Here is a 23323-nt window from a genome sequence, read left to right as displayed (position 1 = left end):
CTGCAGGGGCTGCCCCGCGGCGCGGCGGATGTCATCGCCACGAGCCCACCCTCCCGTATTCGATGACGTACTCAAGCGTTTCCTGCCGCGCAGCCTGACTGAACAATTCTTCCACCGCTTCCTGGCTGAGCGCCCTCGGGGAGGCACGCGTCAGGAGATCCGCGATTTCACTATCCGTTTCCGCCAGGGCCTGGGTGTATATTCCCGGCCCGGTATGTTTCGAAATAAACCTGAATCGCTCTTGTGGATCCGCCATTGACGCCAGCCTGTCCTTGAAGTCGCCGGGCAGGTTCCGCTCGATCAATGCCGTCAGCAATTCCAACGCGGCCGAACGCTTGTGCGCGGCAAAGGCGGCATTGTTGAAGAACGGTTCGCTTTTCCAGGAGTAGGGTTTCTCCGGTTTATGCATGTCGTGTAACAGCGGGCTTATCAATCGGCTGGTAAGGACTTGATCGGGTCTTGCCGTCAGCGCCAGGAGTTTGGGGCCGACGTCTTTGGGATCGATGATCCGGTTGTCAAAGTCGTTATATAGCCCTCCCTTTTCCTTGAGGATGTGATACCGCAGGATGTCGGCCGCCGCGGCGTAATTTCTGCTGTCGCCGGAGTTCGCAAGGGCCTTGTACGTTCTGGCGGACAACGGGTAGTTTTGCTTGAGCTTGCCATAGGCGGATTCCTGGCGGACGTTCTTTATCTTGACGTTGGGTCGGTCCCAGCGCATCGCGTTGACCTGGCGGGCATAAGTTTCGCGTTGGGGCCAGGACGATTTCGCCCTGTCGAGGTGGACGTAAATTTCGTGATCGGGGAGATGACGGGCTGCCTCGCGGACATTTTTCACCATCATGGCGCCCGGGTTTTCTCCGATCCAGATGAAATGGACCTTCTTTGGCAGCTCGTGGGGTTCGCCGGTCAGCGGAGGATCTTCGCGACGCCGAAAGGGCATGCGTCCCGCGAACGGGAAACTTATGGCGCCGTCGAAATCGGCACGCGTGGCGGGACGGTTTTCCACCATGCAATAGAGGTTCTGGCCATGGACGGGGCCGGCGGGATCCGGGCTTGTCCATCGTCCTGTCCAGGGCTGGTAATAGCGCAGGCCGTAGTAGTAGAGGCCGGTGGCGTCGCGCTCCTTGCCGGAATAGCGGATGAATTTGTATTTGACTTCGCTGTCGGTGCGCGAGGCCAACACCGCCGTGCCACCGTAGGGGTAGTACTCCTCGCGGGTGATGAGGCTGCCGTCCTGGTCAGTTTCGATCAGGCAGGAGTGCTGGCGGTCGCTGTATTGATAGCACAGTTGGAGGTTGGGAATGTCGGCGGGCTTGGGTGTGCCGTTGGGCCAGTTCAATATCCGCGCGCCGTCGTCCAGCACGATCACTTCCAGTCGTTCGCCTGTGCCGGTGTCGCTGCGTAGTTCCAGTCCGGGGAGATAGCGGGTATCGGTGTGGTTCCAGGTGCTGCCAGCCTTGCTGCTGCCGTATTTGCGTACCCGCTGGCCGTCGCCGTCGTAGGCATATTGTTCGCGGTCGCTATTGCTCCAATCCGGTTCCGCCTCTCCGGAGGCACGATAGGTGGCCACCACGCAATAAAGCTGATGCAGCGGCGTCCAGTACATGGGCTGGTTGGGGTTGCCGTCCACGCAGATGCTCTTGCCGGCGCTGTCGAAATAGTCGTCGATGTTGTCCGGTGTGGGACCTGGGGAGTTGGCCGTGCAGACGGCGCGGTTGCTGGCGCGGCCCACGGTGAGGTTGCGGGTTGGAGGCGTCGCGCCGGTCCAGTCGGCGCTGCCTATCGAGGTGAGATTGCCGCCGAGGTCGTAGGTGTAGGCGCGTGTGTAAGGACGATAGTCGGGCGTGGTCGATGGCTTGAAGGTGCCGCCGGGCCAGTCGGTGCCCTTGGGGCTGCTATCGACATAGTTCTCGCGGCCGCTGGCATTGGTGAGTTGATACAGGGCATCGTAGGCATAGGCGCGGTCGGGCATGGCGACGCGGTTGCGGAAGAAAGTGACCTGCGCGCTGGCGCTGTCGTCGGATAGCGCGGCGACGTTGCCTACGCCATCGTAGGTATACGTCAGGGCCTGGAGGCGCGTCATGCCGCTGCGGATATTTCCTTCTGTGCGCGTGTAGGTTGGTCTCTTGCTTTCCGATATGCGTAATGCCGTGATCGAGACCAGGCGGCTGGTCATTTGCGATTCGTACGCGTACGCCACCTGGATGCCGTTGGCGTCGCTGCGGGTGTCGATCTCGCCGGTGGCGGTATAGGCGATGGCAGTGGTGACCAACGTGCGATTGCCGCCCTTGGGCGTGACCGCGGTTGAATACTTACGTCCGGCGCAATCGTAGGCCGTGTGCTGCTGGTGACCCTGGGCATCAGTCTGGGTCAGGACCTGGGCCAGGGCGTTGTGGGTCCAGTGGGTGGCGTACGGATCACGCCCCTCCAGAAGCGACTTGTTGGCGGTGAAAGGTGGTTTGTTGTCGCTGACTATCCAGTTGTTGTCGGGATCACACGCGAGCGCCAGGAAGCTGCGGTCTTGCCGCAGAGGCTGCCCCTGTACGCCATAGCCCAGCACGCTCATGTCGAGCAGGCCGGCGGAATCGAAGTGCTGGAGCAATTGCCCGCATTGGTTGGCGTTGCGCGGGTCGCCGGTATTGAGCGGATCGTAGGTATCGCCGGGCTGCCCATTTGCCTCGCCATAGAACCACAAGTCGCAGGCGCCGACATTCCGCATGCCAGCCGGTCCGCCCGGCATAGTGGCGCGGATCCTTTGTACGGGACGGCCCAGGGCATCGTGATAGTGGCGAACGGTGATGGCGTTATCCGATCGCAACTGGCTGTCGCGCCCCTCGCTGTAGTGCCAGAACGGCCGCCCGGCGATATCGGCGCAGGCCCTGGACACCCCCGCGTCCACGCTCACGGTTTCCAACACCTGCCCGGACAAGGCCGGCGTGTGGCGGAAGTTCAGCGTCGAACCACCGAAGAATCGCGGGTCCTGCGACGAAAGCAACTGCCCCAGGGCGTTATGTGCGTACGCATCGACGTATTGCGCCGCCACCGCCCCTTCGACGCCGCGGTTGTAGCGCAGCGTGCGCACGCCCAACCCGCGGTTGTCGCGGACCGTGATCTTCGGCGTGCCGGCACACAGGTTGGGCATCGGGCGCGTTTCCACCCTCCTCGCTCGAGCGGAAGGATACAGGACCAGCGCCTATCGACAGGACAGGCGCAGACATGCCCTATGTAAACCCGTCGCGGCGATAACGCCTTTCCAAACGGACCGCGCCGTTTTGAAACGCGACCTATCCTGAAAGGCGAACTGTCCCGAAAGGCGAACCGCCGAAATTAAAGCGGCGAACCGCCGGACAGGCCCGGCCCCCTGCCCTTGGACGGCTACGCGCCGCTAGCCCTCGCGCGGCATGGGCTCCACCGCCGACGGCACGCGCGGCAGAAAATCCCCCGCCACTTCGAAAGCGCATTCCGCGCGGGCGATTTCGATGACCCGCGTCACCACGGGATTGACCAAACTCTTCTTGTAGACCGCGTAGTAATTGATGGTGGGCAGCGGCGGCAGCACGTCCAGTTGCCGCAGCGCGCCGCGCTCGACCAGGGGCGCGAAATACGCCCCGGGCAGATAGCTGATGCCCAGGCCCAGCATGGTGAGCTGGGCCATCATCCCCAGGCTGTTGCAGGTCAGCACGCGCTTGACGGACAGGCCCTGCTCGGCGAACCAGGCATCGTACAGATGGGAAAGCGCCGAATTGGTGGGTTGAGAGATGACCGGATACGGCGCCAGGTCGCGTGGATTCAGGCGCGCGGAGAAATCGATGTCGAGGGTGGGACTGGCCATCCAGACGTTGGTCACCGCGCCCAGGTGGGTGCAGTCGTAGTGATGGCTCCAGAACGGCCCCGGCATGATGGCCAGGTCGAGCTGGTCGCGCTCCAGCCGTTCGTACAGGGTGATGCCGCCGTCGATGTCCGGCATGAGCTGCACGCGCGGATAGCGCAGGCTGATGTGCTTGATGAGCCGCGCCAGCCAGGTCATGCCCACCAGCTCGGTGACGCCCAGCCGGATCACGCCCTCGAAGCTGGCCGGATCCGCCATGTGCCGCACCAGGCGGCTGTTCAGGTCCAGCATCTGGCGGGCGAGATCGAACAGGCGGCGTCCGTGCGGGGTCAGGACCAGGCGGCGGGCATGCCGCTCGAACAAGGGCGCGCCGGCGAAGCTCTCCAGCTCGCCGACCCGCTTGGCCACCGCCGACTGGGTCGTGTGCAGCTTGCGCGAGGATGCGCTGAAGCTGCCCAGTTCCGAACTCCAATAAAAAGCCTCTAGCTGCTTCAGGGTATACATCGCGGCAGTGGACGCGTGGCGCATGAAACCCCTCACATTACCACTGGCCGGCCCGATCAGCCGCGCGGATGCAGCACATCGGCCAGGAAACGCTGGGCGCGCGGATGGCGCGGCGCGCTGAAGAAGTTGGCGGGCGTGTCCGCCTCCAGGATCTGGCCGGCGTCCATGAACACCACGCGGTCGCTGACGTCGCGCGCGAATCCCATTTCGTGGGTCACGCACACCATGGTCATGCCGTCCCTGGCCAGGCTCTTCATGACCTGCAGCACTTCGCCCACCATTTCCGGGTCCAGCGCGCTGGTCGGCTCGTCGAACAGCATGACCGGCGGCTCCAGCGCTAGGGCGCGCGCGATGGCCACGCGCTGCTGCTGGCCGCCCGACAGCGAGCCCGGATAGGCGTCGATCTTGTGCGCCATGCCCACCCGCGTCAGCAGTTCGCGCGCGCGCTCGGCGGCCTGCTTGCGGGATTGCTTGCGGATGTTGACCGGCGCGAAGACGACGTTCTCCAGCACGCTCATGTGGGGGAACAGGTTGAACTGCTGGAACACGAAGCCGATCTTCTGCCGCAGCGCGTTGAGATTCGCGCCCTTGGCATGGATGTCCGCCCCGTCGACGACGATGCGGCCCTTGCCGATGGGCTCCAGGCGGTTGATGGTGCGGATCATGGTGGACTTGCCCGACCCCGAGGGGCCGCACACCACCAGGACCTCGCCGCGCCCGACGGACAGGTCGACGTCCTTCAGGACGTGATGCGTCCCATACCACTTGTTCACTTTTTCAAGCTTGATCATTTGTTTTCCTTCAGGCCATGGCGCGCGCGCGGCGGATGCGCAGGTCCAGCCAACCGAGGCCGCGGCTCAGGCTGAAACACACCAGGAAATAGACGATGGCCAGGATGCCGAACACCTGCAACGGCTTGGTCAGCACCAGGTTGTTGACCTGGTTGGCGGCGAACGTCAGTTCATTGACGCTGATGACGTAGCCCAGCGAGGTTTCCTTGACCGTGGAGACGAACTGGCTGGTCATGCTGGGCAGCACGTTGAACAAGGCCTGCGGCAGCACCACCTTGCGCATGGTCGTCCAGTAGCCGACGCCCAGCGAGCGCGAAGCCTCGACCTGGCCGTGCGGCACCGCCTCGATGCCGGCGCGGATGACCTCGGACAGGTAGGCGCTTTCGTAGACCACCAGCGCGCAGATCAGGGTCCAGAAACCGCTGATGGCCTCGCCGGTGATCTTGGGCACCACGAAGTAGGCCCAGAAGATCAGCATCAGCAAGGGCATGCCGCGCACCACGACCACCAGCGTCTTGCTGGCGCGGCGCACCCAGTCGTAGGGGCTGACGCGCGCCAGGGCGATGCCCAGCGCCAGCGGCAGGGACAGCAGCAGGCCGCACAGCGCCAGGATCAGCGTCATGGCCAGGCCGCCCAAGGGGCCGTTGGGATATTGGCCGACCAGCAGCAGCGGCCAGTACTGGTTCAGGACGTCAAGCACCGTGGCCTCCGCGATTCAGTTTGTAGCGCGCGTTCACCCGCCAGCCGATGAACATGATCAGCAGCGAGCCGATCAGGTACATGACGGTCGCCGCGCCGAAGGTGGCGAAGGTGCGGTAGGTCTCGTTCTCGATCTCGCGCGCCTGGTAGGTCAGCTCCATGACGCCGATGGCCATGGCGACGCTGGTGTTCTTGAACAGCAGCAGCGCCCGGCTGACCAGCGGCGGGATGGAAATGCGCACGGCCTGCGGCACGATGACGAAGCGCATGCATTGCAGATAGCTGGCGCCCAGGGCGCGCGCCGCCTCGAACTGGGTGTAGGGAATGGCGCGCAGGCCGCTGCGGATGTCCTCGGCGATGTAGGCCGCGGAACCCAGCGCCAGCGCGATGGCCGCCAGCGACATTTCGGCGTTGTGCTGGTACAGCCAGCCGCGGAACCCTTCCGGCAGCAGCTCCGGCATGCCGAAGTACCAGAACAGCACCTGCACCAGCAGGGGCACGTTGCGGTGGTACTCCACATAGGCGTCGACGAACCAGCGGCACGGCGCCAGTTCGGTGGCGCGCACGACGGTCAGGAGGATGGCCACGGCGAAAGCCATGACCCACGCCACCAGGAAAAGCTGCACGGTCGTCACCATGCCGCTCAGCAGCGTTTGATATTGGGAAGCGTCAAGTAGGCTCATAGGGAAGCGTCTGGGGCAGGTCTCGCTGCGGAAGGAATCCCGGCCCGGCATGCGAACCAGGCGGCGCGGCGCGCGGCCGGCCGCCTGGGCAAAGCGGCGGCGATCGGCCGGCGATCAGCCCGCGATGGGCGCGATCTTGAAGCTGCGCTGCAGCTTGTACTGCGTCTGCGCGCCGAACCACTTGTCGAACAACTGCGCGGCGGCGCCGGAAGCCTCGGCGTCGTCCAGCGCCTGGTTCACGGCTTGCAGGAAGCGCGGCTCGGACTTGCGCACGCCCAGGCCCCAGAATTCGTCGAACACGGACTTGGGAATGATGCTGACGGGCGCGGTGGGCGGACTCTGCAATTGCAGGCGCACCAGCACCAGCTCCGACGCGAACTGCGCATCGACCTTCTTCTGCTGCAAGGCCAGATAGGCCGAGGAGCTGTCACCGAAGCCCAGGACCTGCGACTTGTCGAGGACGCGCTTGATCTCGCGTTCCGAGCTGGAGCCCTTGGTGGCGGCGACGCGGCGGCCGTTGACCGACTCGATGGTGTCCAGGCCCGAATCCTTGCGCACCAGCAGTTTCTGCGGGCTGACGTAGTAGGCATGGCTGAAGGCGATCTGCCCGGCGCGATCCGGCGAATAGCCCAGGTTGGCGGCCAGGATGTCGACGCGGCCCTCGTTCAGCTCGGGCACGCGCGCGGCGACGGACAGCAGCTTGTAGCTGATCTTCACGCCCAGCTTGTCGGCCACCAGCTTGCAGACATCGACGTCATAGCCCACCAGTTGGCGCGTGGACGCATCCTGGAAGCTGAAAGGCTGCGACGTGCCCAGCGTGCCGCAGACCAGCTCGCCCTTGGCCTTGATGTCGTCGAGCTGGTCGGCCCGGGCAGCGGCTCCCAGCGTCAGCATGGCCAGGCCCAGGCAGGCCGCGATCAGGGTGTTGCGTTTCATGGAGTACTACTCCCCTTGTGGATGGTGTCGAACGATGGGAAAGGCGCCGTCACGCCAGGCGGGCGCAGGCGTCGCGTATGGCCGCGCAGCCCTGCCGGATGTCGTCCAGCGAAGCGGCGAAGGACAGCCGGAAGGTGCCGGGCGCGCCGTAGGCATGGCCGTCGATCACGGCCACGCCGGCCTCGCGCAACAGGTAGTGCGTGAGATCGGTGTCGCTGTGGATCACCTTGCCGTCGGGCGTCTTGCGGCCCAGCAGGCCGGAGCAGTCCGGGAACACGTAGAACGCGCCTTGCGGCACGACGATCTTCAGGCCGGGCGCGCCCTGCAGTTCGGCGATGGCCAGATCGCGCCGCTCGCGGAAGACGCGCGTGAATTCCGCCACGCAATCCTGCGGGCCCGACAGGGCCTCGGTAGCCGCCGCCTGGCTGACCGACGAGGCGCCGGAGGTGCTCTGGGACTGGAGGATGGCCATGGCCTTGATCAGTTCCTCGGGACCGGCGCCGTAGCCGATGCGCCAGCCCGTCATGGCGTAGGCCTTGGACACGCCGTTGATCACCAGCGTGCGCTCGGCCAGTTCCGGCGCGACCTGCAAGGGGTGCACGGTCGGCGTGTCGGTGAAGTTCAGGCGGGCGTAGATGTCGTCGGTCATCAGCCACACGTGCGGATGGCGCTTGAGCACGTCGGTCAGGCCGCGCAGTTCGTCCTCGGTATAGACCGAACCCGTGGGATTGCTGGGAGCGTTCATCATCAGCCACTTGGTGCGCGGCGTGATGGCGCTTTCCAGCGCTTGCGGCGTCAGCTTGTAGTCGGTCGCCGGCGTGGTGGACACGGCGACGGGCGTGCCGCCGTTGACCAGCACCATGTCCGGGTAGGAAACCCAGAACGGCGCGGGGATCAGGACTTCGTCGCCGTCGTTCAGGGTGGCGGCCAGGCCGTTGAAGATGACCTGCTTGGCGCCGGTGCCCACGATGATGCGGGCCACGGGGTAGTCGACGCCGGTGGCCTCCAGCAACTGGGCGCGCGCGGCGCGGCGCAGGGCCACCGTGCCCTGGGCGGGCGGATACTTGGTTTCGCCGCGCGCCATGGCGGCGGTGGCGGCCTCGCAGATGTGGGCGGGCGTGCCGAAGTCGGGCTCGCCGATGGTCAGGTCGATGATGCGGCGGCCCTGCTCGCGCAGTTCCGCGATGATGGCGCGCGCGGCCACGCTGGGGGACAGCTTGATGCGCTTGATGCGGTCGGCGACGATGCTCACTTGGCGCCTCCCAGTTTCTCGGCCAGGGTCTTTTCGAGCCAGGGCTTGGTGTAGGTGCCGGCGCGCAGCTTTTCCTTGGAGACGGCTTCGTCGGCCTCCTTCTTCTGCGCCAGGGCCAGGACCGCCGCGGCGTGTTCGGCGGGGATCACCACCACGCCGTCGGCGTCGCCGACGATGACGTCGCCGGGATGGACCACCTGCCCGCCCACGCTGACGGGGACGTTGATTTCACCGGGGCCGTCCTTGTACGGGCCCTTGTGGTTGACGTCGCGCGCGAAGCAGCCGAAGTCGCCGGCGGCGAACACGTCGGCGTCGCGCACGGCGCCGTCCACCACGAAACCGACGACGCCGCGGTTGCGGGCGTCCATCATCATCAGTTCGCCCACCAGGGCGTTGGCGGTCTCGCCGCCGCCGTCGACCACGATCACGTCGCCGGCCACGCCCATCGAGATCGCCTGGTGGATCATCAGGTTGTCGCCGGGACGGGTCTTCACCGTCAGGGCCAGGCCGACGATGCGGCGCGCGCCGGCGTGCAGCGGGCGCAGGCCCACGATGCCGTACAGGCGGTTCATGCAGTCGCTGATCTGGGCCGAGCCGAGTTCGGCGTAGCCGGCCAGGACGGCGGCGTCCACGGCGGGGGCCGTGCGGGGGAGTATGCGGAATCCGATGGGAGTCATGGGGCGGTATGCAATGCGGTGCGTGGATGAACAGGCGCATTACAAGGGGCGCGTACCTTATCCGCAAAACGATATAAATTCCCAGGGATCCACGAATTTTATTCGTAGATAGCGGTTTTCAGAGGGGAAAACCGGCCGGGCGCGACTTTTTTTCGCGCTTGTCCGGGCAACGGCCTAGGGAAAATCCCTAGAGGTTGGGACAGGCAAATATCTGGGGCCCGGCTATATGCTCGACCGCCGCAGGCCCCGCAGGGGCACCCATGCGCCGCGCGCGTCGGCGCGCGGGAACCAGCCCTCCCACACCACCGCGGCCCTCGGCGGAAGCGGCGCGGCGGCGAGCGAGTTCAATTGACGTCCGGCATCTTCCCTGCTGGCCGGCGCGGCGCTGGGGAATCGATAGCGCGCCCCGAATGTCCCCGGCGGAAACAGGTCCCGCGGCGTGAATGACGCGAAACGGTTCGTGATGACGTCCAGGACCTCCGGCCCCGATACCGTCATGGTTCCCAACCGGCGTCCGAACTGGAACTCGGCGTGCATGGTGCTGGCCCGTTTCACCGACCAGGACGCCGGCTCCTCGATTCCTTTCATCCATGGCTCCAGGGCGGGGGGGTGCCCCCGGACGCTCAGGTGCTCGGAAAACACCTGATCGAACTCCGCATATTTGCTGACGACGGTGGGAATAAGCGTTCTCGCCAGGCTGGACCCGGCCACCGCGCCGATGACGTCGTTGTTGCGCTCGATATTAAAAATATTGTTGATATTTCTCGCGTTGAACACCATGCCTCGCGGCGGAGAAAACGTGCCCAGAGGTCGCGGAGGAACGACGTCGACATCCATATATATCCCGCCCTTTACGATCAGCGTGGCATATCGCGCAATATCGCTGGCCGCCGCATAGTTCCGGTACGCGCCGTTTTTTTCGCGCAGGAACAAGGCTTCGGCTTTCGTGCCGTCGCCGGGCAAGGCCTGGCCCTTGTCGTTACCGCGATTGCCTGGCATCGATGCTCGCAAGCTTTCGAACACCGAGGAGACGTCGCCGAGGTTTATCCTGGCATCGCCGCCTTCGGGCGGCCTGGAGAAGGCATCCCTGTGCCAATGGGCGAGATAACGATGCAAGGGGTGCCCGGTATCCTGGAGCATGGCGTCGAAGGTCGCAAGAATCGACTTCGGACGATCCGTCCACATATTTATCTTGTAGTCGGGGTTGATGGCCGTCACCAACAATATGTTGGTCATGTGCTCGGCTGAAATAGCCTTCCCCAGCCAGACGTAGTGGATCTGCTTTGGCACCTGCGCCGGCGGAAGTTCAATGGCTTCCCCGCGTGACCCGCCCGGCGAGGCGTCCGCGGATTTCCTGCTTGTGGCCTCTTCCGGGGTCTTGCCGTCGGCCATCGTTCCCGCCCGGTCCCGCAGCGTGACCGGGTTGTTGCGCACCATGCAATAGAGGTTTTGTCCGTTCACGGCGCCGGCGGGGTCCGGGCTTATCCATCGCCCTGTCCAGGGTTGGTAATAGCGCAGGCCGTAGTAGTAGAAGCCGGTGACGTCGCGCTCCTTGCCGGAATAGCGGATGAATTTGTATTTGACTTCGATGTCGGAGCGGGAGGTCAGCACCGACGTGCCGCCGTAGGGGTAGTATTCCTCGCGGGTGATGAGGTTGCCGTCCTGGTCGGTTTCGATCAGGACGGCGTGTTGACGGTCGCTGTATTGGTAGCGCAGTTGCAGGCTGGGGATGTCGGCGGGCTTGGGTGTGCCGTTGGGCCAGTTCAATATCCGCGCGCCGTCGTTTAGCACGATCACTTCCAGTTGTTCTCCCGTGCCGGTGTCGTTGCGCAGCTCCAGACCGGGTAAATAGCGCGCGTCGGTATGGTTCCAAATGCCGCCGGCCTTGCTGCTGCCGTATTTGCGTATCCGTTGGCCGGCGCCGTCGTAGGCGTATTGCTCTCGGTCGCTATTGTTCCAATCGACGCTCAGTCTGTTCGGAGACCGATAGGCGGTCACCACGCAATAAAGCTGGTGCAGCGGCGTCCAGTACATCGGTTGGTTGGGGTTGCCGTCCACGCAGATGTTCTTACCTGCGCCGTCGAAATAGTTGTCGATGTTGTCCGGCGTCGGTCCTTGGTAGTTGGCCGTGCAGACGGCGCGGTTGCTGGCGCGGCTCACGACCACGTTGCGGGTTGGAGGCGTCGCGCCGGTCCAGTCGGCGCTGCCTATCGAGGTGAGATTGCCGCCGAGGTCGTAGGTGTAGGCGCGTGTGTAAGGCCTGTAGTCGGGTGTGGTTGACGGCTTGAAATTGCCGCCGGGCCAATCGGTGCCCTTCGGCGTGCTGTCGACGTAGTTCTCGCGTCCGCTGGCATTGGTGAGTTGATACAGGGCATCGTAGGCGTAGCTGCGGTCGGGCGTGGCGACACGGTTGCGGAAGAAGGTGACCTGTGCGCCGGCGCTGTCGTCGGATAGCGCGGTGACGTTGCCTACACCATCGTAGGTATAGGCCAGGGCCTGGAGGCGCGTCATGCTGCTGCGGACATGGCCTTTGCGGCGCGTATCGATCTGACTTCTGCTCTCCGATATGCGCGACGCCGTAATCGAGACGAGGCGCCCGGTCATCTGTGGTTCGTAGGCGTATGCCACCTGGATTCCGTTAGCATCGCCGCGGGTGTCGATCTCGTCGGCGGCGGTATAGGCGATGGCGGTGGTGACCAACGTGCGATTGCCGCCCTTGGGTGTGACCGCGGTTGAATACTTGCGTCCGGCGCAGTCGTAGGCCGTGTGCTGCTGGTGGCCCTGGGCGTCGGTCTGGGTCAGGACCTGGGCCAGGGCGTTGTGGGTCCAGCACGTGTCGTATGGATCCCGTCCCTCCAGAAGCGACTTGTTGGCGATAAAAGGCGGCTTGTTGTCGCTGACCATCCAGTTGTTGTCGGGGTCGCAGGCAAGCGCCAGGAAGCTGCGGTCTTGCCGCAAGGGCTGCCCCTGTACGCCATAGCCCAGCACGCTCATGTCGAGCAGGCCGGCGGTATCGAAGTGCTGGAGCAGTTGCCCGCGTTGGTTGGCGTTGCGCGGGTCGCCGGCATTGAGCGGATCGTAGGTATCGCCGGGTTGCCCATTTGCCTCGCCATAGAACCACAAGTCGCAGGCGCCGACGTTCCGCATGCCAGCCAGCCCACCCCGCGTAGTGGACGTAGTGGACGTCGTGGAAGCGGCGAACGTCGCAGGCGTGACGGACGTAGAGTACGCAAGCGGCGCAGTGGCGCGGACCCGTTGTACGGGACGGCCCAAAGCATCGTAATACCAGCAGACGGTGATGGCGTTATCCGACCGCAACTGGCTGTCGCGCCCCTGGCTGTAGTGCCAGAACGGCCGCCCGGCGATATCTGCGCAGGCCCTGGACGTACCCGCGTCCGCGCTCACGGTTTCCAGCACCTGCCCCGACAAGGCCGGCGTATGCCGGAAGTTCAGTATCGAACCGCCGAAGAATCGCGGGTCCTGCGACGAAAGCAACTGCCCGAGGGCGTTATGCGTGTAAGCGTCGACGTATTGCGCCGCCACCGCCCCTTCGGCACCACGGTTGTAGCGCAGCGTGCGCACGTCCAGCCCGCGGTTGTCGCGGACCGTGATCTTCGGCGTGCCGGCACACAGGTTGGGCATCGGGCGCGTTTCCAACCCTCTCGCTCGCGCGCGAGGATTCAGGACCAGCACCTGTCAACAGAACAGGCGCCGACGTGCCTTGTATAAAGCAGCCGTAACGACGGCGCCTTTGAAAACGAGCCGCGCCGTTTTGAAAGAGGACATGCCCGCCACGATGCTTCCCGGCATGTCCCCGCGCCACCGCCCTACGCCGGTCAGTCCTTGCCGGCGGGAGGCTGGCCGGCCTCCGGAACCTGGACCTTTTCGACTTCCTCGCCCGCCTCCTCGCCCACGGTGCTGGCCTCCCCGGCGTCGAGCGCGGCGGCGGCCTTGACGACGGCCTCGGCCTCTTCCTCGGCGGCGCGCGCCGGCGTCTTGCGGCGTTCGAAGACGGCCGCGAAGAAGCCGTCGGTGCCGTGGACGTCGGGACGCAACTGGACGTAGGGCCCGGCCAGGATCAGGCCGTCGCAGCGCGCCGTCAGCAAGGCGGCGGCGTCCACGCGCTCGAAGTCCGGATGCGAGGCCAGGAAGATTTCCGCCTGCGCCTCGTTTTCCTCCGGCAGCAGGCTGCAGGTGGCGTAGACCAGGCGGCCGCCGGGGGCGACGCAACGCGCGGCCGACGACAGGATGCGCGATTGCAGCGTGCACAGCTCGGCCAGGGCGTCCGGATGCTGGCGCCACTTGAGGTCGGGATTGCGGCGCAGCGTGCCGATGCCGCTGCAAGGCGCGTCGACCAGCACGCGCTGGGCCTTGCCGGCCAGGCGCTTGACGCGGGTGTCGTTCTCGCCGTCGATGACGACGGGAACCACGTTGGACAGGCCGCTGCGGGCAAAGCGCGGCTTGGCGCGGGTCAGGCGCGCCGCCGATACGTCGAAGGCGTACAGGCGGCCGGTGGAGCGCATCAGCGCGCCCAGCAGCAAGGTCTTGCCGCCCGCGCCGGCGCAGAAATCGATGACCATCTCGCCGCGGCGCGGCGCCACCAGCAGGGCCAGCAACTGGCTGCCCTCGTCCTGGACTTCGATGCCGCCGGATTCGAACAGCGGCCAGCGGTTGACGGCCGGCCGGCCCTGCAGGCGGATGCCCCAGGGCGAATACGCCGACGCCTGCGGCAGGTAGCGGGACTCGGGGCCGTTCTGCATCGCGGCCAGCACTTCGTCGCGGTCGGCCTTCATCGGGTTGACGCGGATGTCCAGGGGCGCCTGCTGGTTCAGGGCCTCGATCAGCGCGTCGGCGTCTTCCAGGCCGCCCAGGCGTTCGTCCAGCCAGTCCGGCAGGCTTTCGCGCACGGCGCGCGGCAGGGAGGCGGGATCGATATTCGCGACGTGGTCCAGCCAGTCGGCCTCGGCCGGCGCCAGGCCGGGCTCCAGCTCCGCGCGGCCCAGCGTCGCCGCCAGGCCCAGCACCGCCAGCCGGCGCGAGGCCGGGCCGACGCCGCTCTCGCCGAACTGGCGGTAGCGGCGCAGGTTGCGCAGCACGTCGAATACCGCCTCGGCGACCTCGGCGCGGTCGCGCGAACCCAGTTCGCGGTGGGCGCGCAGCCAGCGCGACAGCGTCGCGTCGGCCGGCCATGCCCACTGGAGGATTTCTCCCAGCACGTTCTGCACCTGGTCGATGCGCACGCCGGCGATGGACGGAGGGGCGGCGTCCATGCCGCCGGAACGCGGCCCGCGCGCGCCGCGCGAGGCCGGCCGGGCGGCGCCTCCCCGGGAGACGGCTCCCTGGCGCGGACCGGTGGAACGGCGGTTGGAATTTCGCGGATTATTCATGGTGATCCCAGAGGGCGGGCGCGATGCGCGACCCGCAATTCAAAAAATACGGCAACGACGACCGGCAGGCCGGCGGCCGGTCCTATCCGGCGGCCAGCCCGAACAGCCGGTCCGGCTCGCCTCGCACTTCGACCCGGTGGTCGGGGGTCACGCTCACCCGGCCTTCGGCCAGCCAGCGCACCGCCGCCGGGTAGACCCGATGCTCCACCTGGAGCACGCGTTCGGCCAGGGATTCCGGCGTGTCGCCGGCCAGGACGGGCACCCAGCCCTGGGCGATGATGGGACCGTGATCCAGCAGCGGCGTGACGAAATGGACGGTGCAGCCGTGCGCCCTCACCCCCGTCGCCAGCGCCTGGGCATGGGTATGCAGGCCCGGGAAGGCGGGCAGCAGGGACGGATGGATATTGACCAGCCGGCCGGCGTAGTGGTTGACGAAAGTGGGGGTCAGCACCCGCATGAAGCCGGCCAGGATGACGAAATCCGGGGCATAGCGGTCGATTTCCGTGGCCAGGGCGGCGTCGAAGGCCTCCCGGCCATCGTAGTCGCGGTGGTTGACGGCGGCCGTGGGCAGGCCGCGCTCGCGCGCCCAGGCCAGGCCGGCCGCGTCCGGCCGGTTGGCGATGACGGCGACGATGTCGGCCGGCCAGCCCTCGCGCCCGCAGGCGTCGACCAGCGAGCTCATATTGCTGCCGCGCCCGGAGATGAGAATGACGATCCGGCGCCGGCCGGTGTCTGGAGCGGATTGCGCCAAGATAGGACTTCCAGTGAAAACAGTAAGCGGTGGGCGAGGAACAGCCCGGTGCAAAATTGTAAACTCTACGTCGTGAAACCATCGCTGCATATTTTCCGCTCCCTGCCCCCGCCCGCCGCGCGCCGGCCCTGCGCCCTGACCATCGGCAATTTCGACGGGGTCCACCGGGGACATCAAGCCATGCTGGCGCGCCTGCGCGGCATCAGCCTGGAACACGGCCTGACGCCCACGGTCATGACCTTCGAGCCGCATCCGCGCGAGTATTTCGCCAAGCTGAACCAGCGCCCGGAACTGGCCCCGACCCGGATTTCCGGCCTGCGCGACAAGCTGGACGCCCTGGCCCGCGCCGGGGTCGAGCAGGTGGTGGTCGAGCGTTTCAACGCCCGGCTGGCCGACATGGAGCCCGAAACCTTCGTGGAACGCCTGCTGGTGCGCGGCCTGGGCGCGCGCCGGGTGCTGGTCGGGCCGGATTTCCGCTATGGCCGCAAGCGCCGGGGCGACGTCGAGCAACTGGTCGCCGCGGGCGTCCGCTACGACTTCCAGGTGGAAATCCTGGAGGACGTCACCGACACCCACGGCCACCGTATTTCCAGTTCCGAGGTGCGCACGGCCCTCGCCGTCGGCGACCTGGCCCGGGCCGGCGACCTGCTGGGCCACGCCTACCACCTGAGCGGCCACGTCATCCACGGCCAGAAACTGGGCCGCACCCTGGGATTCCCCACCCTGAACCTGCGCGTGGCCGAGCGCTGCGCCGCCCGCTCCGGGATCTACGTGGTGCGCGTGCACGGCCTGGCCGACCGCGCCCTGCCCGCCGTCGCCAGCCTGGGCGTGCGCCCCACCGTCCAGGACCACGGCCGCGTGCTGCTCGAAGCACACCTGCTCGACGAGCGCGTGGACGCATACGGTAAACTCGTGCGGGTTGAATTCCTGCACAAGCTGCGGGACGAAGAAAAGTTCCCCGATCTCCCCACCCTGACCGCCGCCATCGCCGACGACGCGCGTAATGCACGCGCCTATTTTGCCGTTCATGGACTCTAAAAAGACCCTCAACCTTCCCGACACCTCCTTCCCCATGCGGGGCGACCTCGCCAGGCGCGAGCCGGCCTGGATCGCCGAATGGGAGGAGAACCGCGTCTACCAGGCCATCCGGGCCGCCAGCAAGGGCCGCCCGCGCTTCGTGCTGCACGACGGCCCCCCCTACGCGAACGGCGATATCCACATCGGTCACGCGGTCAACAAGATCCTGAAGGACATCATCGTCAAGAGCCGCAACATGGCCGGCTACGACGCGCATTACGTGCCCGGCTGGGACTGCCACGGCATGCCCATCGAGATCCAGATCGAGAAGAAGTACGGCAAGAACCTGCCGGTGGCCGAGATGCAGTCGAAGGCGCGCGCCTACGCGCTGGAGCAGATCGACCGCCAGAAAAAGGACTTCAAGCGCCTGGGCGTGCTGGCCGACTGGGACCGTCCCTACATGACCATGCGCCATGCCAATGAGGCCAACGAGATCCGCGTGCTCGGCCACATCATGGAAAAGGGCTACGTGTTCCGTGGCCTGAAGCCGGTCAACTGGTGTTTCGACTGTGGCTCGGCGCTGGCCGAAGCCGAGGTCGAGTACGCCGACCGCGTCGACCCGGCGGTCGACGTGGCCTTCCGCTTCGCCGACAAGGACGCCCTGGCGCGCGCCTTCGGCCTGCCGCAAGTGGAAGACGGCGCCATCGTCATCTGGACCACCACGCCCTGGACCATCCCGTCGAACCAGGCGTTGAACCTGCATCCGGAAATCGAGTACGCGCTGGTGCGCGCGACGCCCGCGCCGGCCAACGGCCCGCTGCTGCTGCTGGCGCGCGAACGGGTCGAGGCCTGCCTGCAACAGTGGGGCCTGCAAGGCGAAGTCATCGCCACCGCGCCGGGCGCCAAGCTGGACGGCATCGTCTTCAAGCATCCGCTGGCGCACGTCGACCCCGGCTACGACCGCGTGGCGCCCGTCTACCTGGGCGACTACGTCACGGCCGACTCCGGCACCGGCGTGGTCCACTCGGCGCCGGCCTACGGTATCGAGGACTTCGTGTCCTGCAAGGCGCACGGCATGCGCGACGAAGACATGCTGAGCCCCGTCATGGGCGACGGCCGCTACGCCCCCGGCCTGCCGCTGTTCGGCGGGCTGTCGATCTGGGACGCCAATCCCAAGATCATCGAGGCGCTGCGCGAGGCCGGCTCGCTGATGCACGTCGAAAAGCACAAGCATAGCTACATGCACTGCTGGCGCCACAAGACGCCCATCATCTACCGGGCCACCAACCAGTGGTTCGCGGGCATGGACGTCGAGCCGAAGGACGGCGGCCCCACCCTGCGCGAATCGGCGCTGGCCGGCATCGACGCCACCGCCTTCTATCCCGCCTGGGGCCGCGCCCGCCTGCACGCCATGATCGCCAACCGGCCGGACTGGACGCTATCGCGCCAGCGCCAGTGGGGCGTGCCCATGGCCTTCTTCGTGCACAAGGAAAACGGCACGCTGCATCCGCGCACGCTCGAACTGCTGGAGCAGATCGCGCAGCGCGTCGAAGAAGGCGGCATCGAGGCCTGGCAATCGCTGGATGCGCGCGAGCTGATCGGCGACGACGCGGATCTCTACGAAAAGAGCCATGACACGCTGGACGTGTGGTTCGACTCCGGCAGCACCCATGCCACCGTGCTGGGCGGCAAGGACGGGGCCTACAAGGGCATGCACAGCGAAGAGCTGGGGTGGCCGGCGGACCTGTACCTGGAAGGTTCGGACCAGCATCGCGGCTGGTTCCATTCCTCGCTGCTGACCGGCTGCATGCTCTACGGCCAGCCGCCCTACAAGGCGCTGCTGACGCACGGCTTCGTGGTCGACGGCCAGGGCCGCAAGATGAGCAAGTCGGTCGGCAACGTCATCGCGCCGCAGAAGGTCTCCGATTCCCTGGGCGCGGAAATCCTGCGCCTGTGGGTGGCGTCGACCGACTACTCGGGCGAACTGTCGATCTCCGACGAAATCCTCAAGCGCGTGGTGGAGAGCTATCGCCGCATCCGCAACACACTGCGCTTCCTGCTGGCCAACGTCGCCGATTTCGACGCCACGGCCGACGCCGTGCCCTACGCCGAGCTGACGGAAATCGACCGCTACGCGCTGGCGATGACGGCGCAGATGCAGGCCGAGGTGCTGGCCAACTACGAGAATTTCGACTTCCACCCGGCGGTTTCCCGCCTGCAAACCTTCTGTTCCGAGGACCTGGGCGCCTTCTACCTGGACATCCTCAAGGACCGCCTCTACACCACCGGCAAGGCCAGCAAGGCGCGCCGCTCGGCCCAGACCGCCCTGGTGGAGATCACCCAGGCGCTGATCAAGCTGATGGCGCCCATCCTGTCCTTCACGGCGGAAGAAGCCTGGAAAGTGCTGGTCGATTCGGCGCTGAAGCACCAGGCCGACGCCGCCCGCACCACCATCTTCACCGAGGTCTTCCACCTGCTGCCGCCGCTGGCCGAGGGCGACACGCTGCCGGCCAAGTGGGCGCGCCTGCGCGCCATACGCGCCGACGTCCTGCGCAAGCTGGAGGAAGTGCGGACGGCCGGCAACATCGGCTCCTCGCTACAGGCCGAAGTCGACATCGACGCGGCGGGCGAAGACCTGGCGCTGCTGCGCAGCCTGGGCGACGACCTGCGCTTCGTGCTGATCGTCTCGCGCGCCGACGTCCACGAAAGCGCCGACGAGCTCGATATCCGCATCACGCCGTCGACGCACGCCAAGTGCGAACGCTGCTGGCACTACCGCGCCGACGTGGGCACCGACAAGGCGCATCCGCTGATCTGCGGCCGCTGCGTCAGCAACCTGTTCGGCGCCGGAGAGAAACGCGACCATGCCTGACGCCACGCCGCAGCCGTCCGCCGGCCGGAACCCGGGCCTGGCCGAATCCCAGGGCCGCCCGCGCGGCCGGGGCCTGGGATTCTGGCTGGCGATCGCCCTGGCCATCATCGTCCTGGACCAGGCGACCAAGCTCTACCTGGACCAGGCCCTGACCTATGCCCAGCGCATCAACGTCCTGCCGGTCTTCGACCTGACCCTGGTCTACAACCAGGGGGCGGCGTTCAGCTTCCTGGCCAGCCAGCCGGGATGGCAGCGCTGGTTCTTCACGGCGCTGGGCATCGTCGCGGCGCTGGTGATCGGTTTCATCCTGCGCCGCACGGCGGGCCGCCAGCCGCGCCTGTCCCTGGCCCTGGCCATGATCCTGGGCGGCGCCCTGGGCAACGTGATCGACCGCGTGGCCTACGGCCACGTCATCGACTTCCTGCTGTTCTACTGGAAGGACTGGTACTACCCGGCCTTCAACCTGGCCGACGTCGGCATCACCTGCGGCGCAATCCTGCTCGTCCTGGACGAGCTGCTGCGGATGCGCAAGCCCAAGGCCGCCTGAAATCCCCCCGGTCCGTCACGCGCCCGCGCGCGGGCGGATCAGGGTCTCCCGCAGCCATTCCATGAACAGGACCGTCGCGCTGCGGTGGGCGGTGCGCTGCGCGCTGATGGCGTAGTAATCCAGGTCGTCCCTGGCCTCCCCCGACCACAGGCGCACGAGCACGCCGCGCGCCAGCGCGTCCGCGACCAGCGACATGCGCGCCACCGTGACGCCCTGCCCCGCCTCCAGCGCGGACAGCAGGGTCGTGGAGTCGTTGAACTTCAAGACGGCATGCTCGTTCACGAACGCGGCCTGCGCGTTGCATCGATTCCATTGTTCGACATAGTCGCGCTCCACGTTGCGGAAGACGAGATGCCCGGCGACGTCGCCGGGCTCGCCGCCGCGCAAGGCCTGCGCGACGGCGGGCGCGCACACCGGAATCAAGCCGTCTTCCGACAAGCGCAGCGCGTCGTACCCGGGCCAGTTGCCGTCTCCCAGCCGCACGGAAATATCCGCGCCCGAGGCTTCGATATCCGCGTAGTAGCGGTGCACGTCGATGCGCACGTCGATCCATGGATGGGCGCGGACGAAATCGCCCAGCCGGGGCGCCAGCACGCGCTCGGCGTAGCTGCGCGCGGCGGAAACCACCAGCGTCTGCCGCTCGACGTCGAGCACCAGCCGGCCCAGGCCTTCGTTGAGCAGTTCGAAGGAGCGCCGCGTGAAGTCGTACAGCAGTTCGCCTTCCTGCGTGAACTTCAAGCCTCGCGAATTGCGTTCGAACAGGGCCACGCCCAGGTGATCCTCCAGCGCCTTGATCTGGCGGCTCAATGCGCTCTGCGTCAAGGACAGGCTTTCCGCCGCGCGGACCTGGTTCAGATGCCGCGCCACGGTGTCGAACACCAGCAGGGAACGCAGGGAGGGCATGCGCTGTAGCGGGAAGGTATTCGAGGAACGCATATCAGGCACCGTCTTTATTCATTGGCCGCCGAAACGGGGCAAGCCTATTGTTGATCCCCGCGCCGCCCACCGGGCCGCGCGCCATGAAAAACACCGGGGAACCCTGCATATGAAAGCCATGAATTTTGGACCCATCTGGCGTCTGGTCAAGAAAACGGCGTTGATCGCCGGCCTCGCGGCCTCGCTGAACGCGCATGCCGACGACTATCCCAGCCGGCCCGTCAATCTGATTGTGCCCTACTCCGCCGGCGGCAGCTCCGACGCGGTGGCCCGCCTGATCGGCCAGAAAATGGGCGAGGAGCTGAAGCAATCGTTCATCGTCGAGAACCGCGCGGGCGCCGGCGCCACCATAGGCACGGCATACGCGGGTCGGCGCGGGCAGGAGGGCTATACCCTGCTGCTCGCGGACAATGCCCAGGCCGTCGCGCCGGCCATGTTCAGCCAGCTTTCCTACGACGCGGTCAAGGACTTCTCCATGGTCGGCTTCATCGGCGATTCGCGGGTCATGCTGTTCGCCAGCAAGTCGTCCGGCATCGCGTCGCTGCGCGACCTGCTGCAAAAAGCGAAGGCGCAGCCCGGCAAATTCTCCGTCGGCACGGGCCAGGGCTCGCCCAGCCATCTCATGACGGAGCTCTTCCAGGCCCGGGCGGGCGTCAAGCTGCAAGTCATTCCCTACAAGGGCGCCTCCGCCGCGCTGGCCGACCTGATGGCCGGGCACATCGACCTGGTGCTCTCCAACCCCGCTTCCGGCGCCGCGTACAGCGCCAGCGGCAAGATCGCGGTGCTGGCCCAATCCGGCGCGAAACGCGACGCCCGCTTCGCCGAGGTGCCGACCTTCGCCGAGTCCGGCGTCGCCAACTTCGAGGCCAGCTACTGGTTCGCGCTGCTCGCGCCCAGCGATATTCCCGGGCCGGCGCTGGACACGCTGAAGACGGCGCTACAGGCGACGCTCAAGGATGCGTCCGTCCACCAGAAACTGGACGAACTGGGTATCGACGCCCTGGATCCCCGCACGGCCGGCGGCATGGAGAAAGTGCAGGCCGAGAGCGCCTTGTGGAAGAACGTGGTTTCCACCTCCGGCATCGTGACGAACTGATTTCACGGGCGGCGCGGATCCGGCCGGCAATCCGGCCGGCCGTTCCGCCTGCCCCTCATCCCTTCCCTCCGCTCAACCGCACACCCCATGCCGTTCATGAACCATCCCGCCCAAGACACGCAAGACATCCCGCACGCGCCCACCTTCGAACAAACCCGGCACAGGTTTCCGGGCGCGCTCGACAAGGTCTACATGGACGTCGCCAGCCGCGGCCTGATCCTGGGCAGCGCCAGGGACCTGGCCGCCCGGCACCTGCAAGACCGCATCGAAGGCATCGCGGACAAGAAACATTACTTCGCGCTGGTCGAAGCCGCGCGCGGGAAATTCGCGCGGCTCATCGGCGCCGACGCGGACGAGATCGCCATTACGAAGAACGTTTCCGAAGGACTCAATATCGTCGCCGGCGCGCTGGCGTGGGAAAGCGGCGATGAAGTGGTGCTTTGTTCGGCGGTCGAGCACCCCAACAACATCTATGCCTGGCGCAACCTGGAGGCCCGCGGCGTCATCGTGACGGACCTGCCCGCCGACGGCGGCGCCTTTCCCACCGCGGCCGCCCTCGAACATCTGTCCCGCCCCGGCCGCGCCCCGAAGGTCATGACGGTCTCCGGCACCTCGTTCAAGCCGGGCTTCCGGGCCGACCTGGAGGCCTTGTCCCGCGCCTGCGAGCAGCGCGGCACCCTGTTCGTCGTGGACGCGGCGCAGTCCGTGGGCATCGCGCACCTGGACGTGGCCGCCCAGCCCATCGGGGCGCTCGCGGCGAGCACGCAGAAAGGGCTTTGCGCCTTGTACGGCATGGGTTTCCTGTACGTGCGGCGCGCCTGGGCGGACAGGATGCGGCCGCAGGGCCTGGCGCGCTTCGGCGTCGACATCGTCGCGCAGCACGAGGCCGATTACGATCCCGGCGCCATCCGCTACCGCGACGCCGCGCTGCGCTTCGACCTGGGCAACTACAACTTCCTGGCCGCCGCGCTGGTGGGGGAAAGCCTGGACCTGCTGCTGTCGCACGGGACGCGGCGCATCGACGATTACGTGACGGGCCTGTCCAGGCGCCTGGCGGATGGCCTGCAAGAAGCGGGCGCCGCCGTCGTGCGCCATGCGAGCGCCCGGCCGTCGAACATCGTCTGCGTCGATTTCCGGGGCGACGCGCGGCGCGCGGCCGGCGTCCTCGACGGCCTGAAAGCGCGCAAGGTCCACGCCACGGTGCGGGGCAGCCTGCTGCGCTACTCCTTGCACCTCTACAACAACCAGGACGACGTCGACGCCGCGGTGGCCGCCACCCGCGCCGCCCTGGCCGACACCGGCGGCCACCGGCCCTAGCAAGCACCCCTGTGGTGCGGCGCCGCGGA

At 66.7% G+C, this 23323-nt stretch carries 17 protein-coding genes; 5 read left to right on the top strand and 12 right to left on the bottom strand.

What is annotated here, in order from left to right; all coding sequences use genetic code 11:
* Window positions 1-31: 31 nt before the first annotated feature.
* From CAL29_RS11210 to purN, 11 genes are all read right to left on the bottom strand, one after another.
* Window positions 32-3142: an RHS repeat-associated core domain-containing protein gene (locus CAL29_RS11210; RefSeq protein ID WP_094853119.1), complete on the bottom strand. Its 3111-nt coding sequence runs from the start codon at window positions 3140-3142 to the stop codon at window positions 32-34.
* A gap of 243 nt (window positions 3143-3385) precedes the next feature.
* Window positions 3386-4357: a LysR family transcriptional regulator gene (locus CAL29_RS11205; protein ID WP_094853118.1), complete on the bottom strand. Its 972-nt coding sequence runs from the start codon at window positions 4355-4357 to the stop codon at window positions 3386-3388.
* Window positions 4358-4389: 32 nt separating this feature from the next.
* A complete protein-coding gene (locus CAL29_RS11200; RefSeq protein WP_094853117.1) occupies window positions 4390-5124 on the bottom strand; it encodes an amino acid ABC transporter ATP-binding protein in 735 nt (244 codons plus the stop codon).
* A 10-nt stretch (window positions 5125-5134) separates the two neighbouring features.
* Complete coding sequence (locus CAL29_RS11195) at window positions 5135-5824, bottom strand: amino acid ABC transporter permease (protein WP_094853116.1); 690 nt, start codon at window positions 5822-5824, stop codon at window positions 5135-5137.
* Window positions 5817-6506, bottom strand: a complete 690-nt coding sequence (locus tag CAL29_RS11190; RefSeq protein ID WP_094853115.1) for an amino acid ABC transporter permease — start codon at window positions 6504-6506, stop codon at window positions 5817-5819. The genes CAL29_RS11195 and CAL29_RS11190 overlap by 8 nt, the downstream gene beginning before the upstream one ends.
* A gap of 114 nt (window positions 6507-6620) precedes the next feature.
* Window positions 6621-7442 (bottom strand): ABC transporter substrate-binding protein, encoded by an 822-nt coding sequence (locus tag CAL29_RS11185; RefSeq protein WP_094853114.1) that lies wholly within the window; start codon window positions 7440-7442, stop codon window positions 6621-6623.
* 49 nt (window positions 7443-7491) lie between these two features.
* The gene (locus CAL29_RS11180) at window positions 7492-8694 is read right to left on the bottom strand and encodes an aminotransferase class I/II-fold pyridoxal phosphate-dependent enzyme (RefSeq protein ID WP_094853113.1); all 1203 of its coding nucleotides are present in this window, start codon (window positions 8692-8694) and stop codon (window positions 7492-7494) included.
* Complete coding sequence (locus CAL29_RS11175) at window positions 8691-9371, bottom strand: RraA family protein (RefSeq protein WP_094853112.1); 681 nt, start codon at window positions 9369-9371, stop codon at window positions 8691-8693. Before CAL29_RS11175 ends, CAL29_RS11180 begins: the two co-directional genes overlap by 4 nt.
* Window positions 9372-9593: 222 nt before the next feature.
* On the bottom strand, window positions 9594-13013 hold the full coding sequence (locus tag CAL29_RS11170; RefSeq protein ID WP_094853111.1) for an RHS repeat-associated core domain-containing protein: 3420 nt from the start codon (window positions 13011-13013) through the stop codon (window positions 9594-9596).
* 194 nt (window positions 13014-13207) lie between these two features.
* Window positions 13208-14587 carry an RsmB/NOP family class I SAM-dependent RNA methyltransferase gene (locus tag CAL29_RS11165; RefSeq protein WP_094854019.1) on the bottom strand — a complete coding sequence of 460 codons (1380 nt, stop codon included), beginning with the start codon at window positions 14585-14587 and terminating at the stop codon, window positions 13208-13210.
* Between the two features lie 253 nt (window positions 14588-14840).
* Window positions 14841-15440 carry a phosphoribosylglycinamide formyltransferase gene (gene purN / locus CAL29_RS11160; RefSeq protein WP_373559779.1) on the bottom strand — a complete coding sequence of 200 codons (600 nt, stop codon included), beginning with the start codon at window positions 15438-15440 and terminating at the stop codon, window positions 14841-14843.
* Window positions 15441-15581: 141 nt separating this feature from the next.
* Between purN and CAL29_RS11155 the strand changes: the two genes are divergently transcribed.
* From CAL29_RS11155 to lspA, 3 genes are read left to right on the top strand one after another with little or no spacing between them, the layout of a single operon-like run.
* A complete protein-coding gene (locus CAL29_RS11155) occupies window positions 15582-16547 on the top strand; it encodes a bifunctional riboflavin kinase/FAD synthetase (protein ID WP_094853110.1) in 966 nt (321 codons plus the stop codon).
* On the top strand, window positions 16537-19398 hold the full coding sequence (gene ileS, locus CAL29_RS11150; RefSeq protein WP_094853109.1) for an isoleucine--tRNA ligase: 2862 nt from the start codon (window positions 16537-16539) through the stop codon (window positions 19396-19398). The genes CAL29_RS11155 and ileS overlap by 11 nt, the downstream gene beginning before the upstream one ends.
* Entirely contained in the window at window positions 19391-19945 is a 555-nt protein-coding gene (gene lspA, locus CAL29_RS11145) for a signal peptidase II (RefSeq protein ID WP_094853108.1), read from the top strand. The genes ileS and lspA overlap by 8 nt, the downstream gene beginning before the upstream one ends.
* A gap of 15 nt (window positions 19946-19960) precedes the next feature.
* On the opposite strand, the gene CAL29_RS11140 is transcribed toward lspA, so the two are convergent.
* Window positions 19961-20881 (bottom strand): LysR substrate-binding domain-containing protein, encoded by a 921-nt coding sequence (locus CAL29_RS11140; RefSeq protein ID WP_094853107.1) that lies wholly within the window; start codon window positions 20879-20881, stop codon window positions 19961-19963.
* 118 nt (window positions 20882-20999) lie between these two features.
* On the opposite strand from CAL29_RS11140, the gene CAL29_RS11135 reads away from it, so the two are divergent.
* Window positions 21000-21977, top strand: coding sequence for a Bug family tripartite tricarboxylate transporter substrate binding protein (locus tag CAL29_RS11135; RefSeq protein ID WP_179283983.1), 978 nt, complete (start codon window positions 21000-21002; stop codon window positions 21975-21977).
* A gap of 96 nt (window positions 21978-22073) precedes the next feature.
* Entirely contained in the window at window positions 22074-23294 is a 1221-nt protein-coding gene (locus tag CAL29_RS11130) for an aminotransferase class V-fold PLP-dependent enzyme (protein WP_179283982.1), read from the top strand.
* The last annotated feature ends 29 nt before the right edge of the window (window positions 23295-23323 follow it).

Source organism: Bordetella genomosp. 10 (genome assembly GCF_002261225.1).
In the GTDB taxonomy this organism is placed as follows: domain Bacteria; phylum Pseudomonadota; class Gammaproteobacteria; order Burkholderiales; family Burkholderiaceae_B; genus Bordetella_C.
This window is presented reverse-complemented; position numbering and strand designations above follow the sequence as displayed.

What these genes read in the sequence shown, in the direction of transcription:
- CAL29_RS11200 (WP_094853117.1), bottom strand. Translation starts at nt 5,124, where the DNA reads ATGATCAAGCTTGAAAAAGTGAACAAGTGGTATGGGACGCATCACGTC.
- CAL29_RS11140 (WP_094853107.1), bottom strand. Translation starts at nt 20,881, where the DNA reads ATGCGTTCCTCGAATACCTTCCCGCTACAGCGCATGCCCTCCCTGCGT.
- CAL29_RS11130 (WP_179283982.1), top strand. Translation starts at nt 22,074, where the DNA reads ATGAACCATCCCGCCCAAGACACGCAAGACATCCCGCACGCGCCCACC.
- CAL29_RS11210 (WP_094853119.1), bottom strand. Translation starts at nt 3,142, where the DNA reads ATGCCCAACCTGTGTGCCGGCACGCCGAAGATCACGGTCCGCGACAAC.
- lspA (WP_094853108.1), top strand. Translation starts at nt 19,391, where the DNA reads ATGCCTGACGCCACGCCGCAGCCGTCCGCCGGCCGGAACCCGGGCCTG.
- CAL29_RS11135 (WP_179283983.1), top strand. Translation starts at nt 21,000, where the DNA reads ATGAATTTTGGACCCATCTGGCGTCTGGTCAAGAAAACGGCGTTGATC.
- CAL29_RS11185 (WP_094853114.1), bottom strand. Translation starts at nt 7,442, where the DNA reads ATGAAACGCAACACCCTGATCGCGGCCTGCCTGGGCCTGGCCATGCTG.
- CAL29_RS11190 (WP_094853115.1), bottom strand. Translation starts at nt 6,506, where the DNA reads ATGAGCCTACTTGACGCTTCCCAATATCAAACGCTGCTGAGCGGCATG.
- CAL29_RS11205 (WP_094853118.1), bottom strand. Translation starts at nt 4,357, where the DNA reads ATGCGCCACGCGTCCACTGCCGCGATGTATACCCTGAAGCAGCTAGAG.
- CAL29_RS11175 (WP_094853112.1), bottom strand. Translation starts at nt 9,371, where the DNA reads ATGACTCCCATCGGATTCCGCATACTCCCCCGCACGGCCCCCGCCGTG.
- CAL29_RS11170 (WP_094853111.1), bottom strand. Translation starts at nt 13,013, where the DNA reads ATGCCCAACCTGTGTGCCGGCACGCCGAAGATCACGGTCCGCGACAAC.
- ileS (WP_094853109.1), top strand. Translation starts at nt 16,537, where the DNA reads ATGGACTCTAAAAAGACCCTCAACCTTCCCGACACCTCCTTCCCCATG.
- purN (WP_373559779.1), bottom strand. Translation starts at nt 15,440, where the DNA reads ATGAGCTCGCTGGTCGACGCCTGCGGGCGCGAGGGCTGGCCGGCCGAC.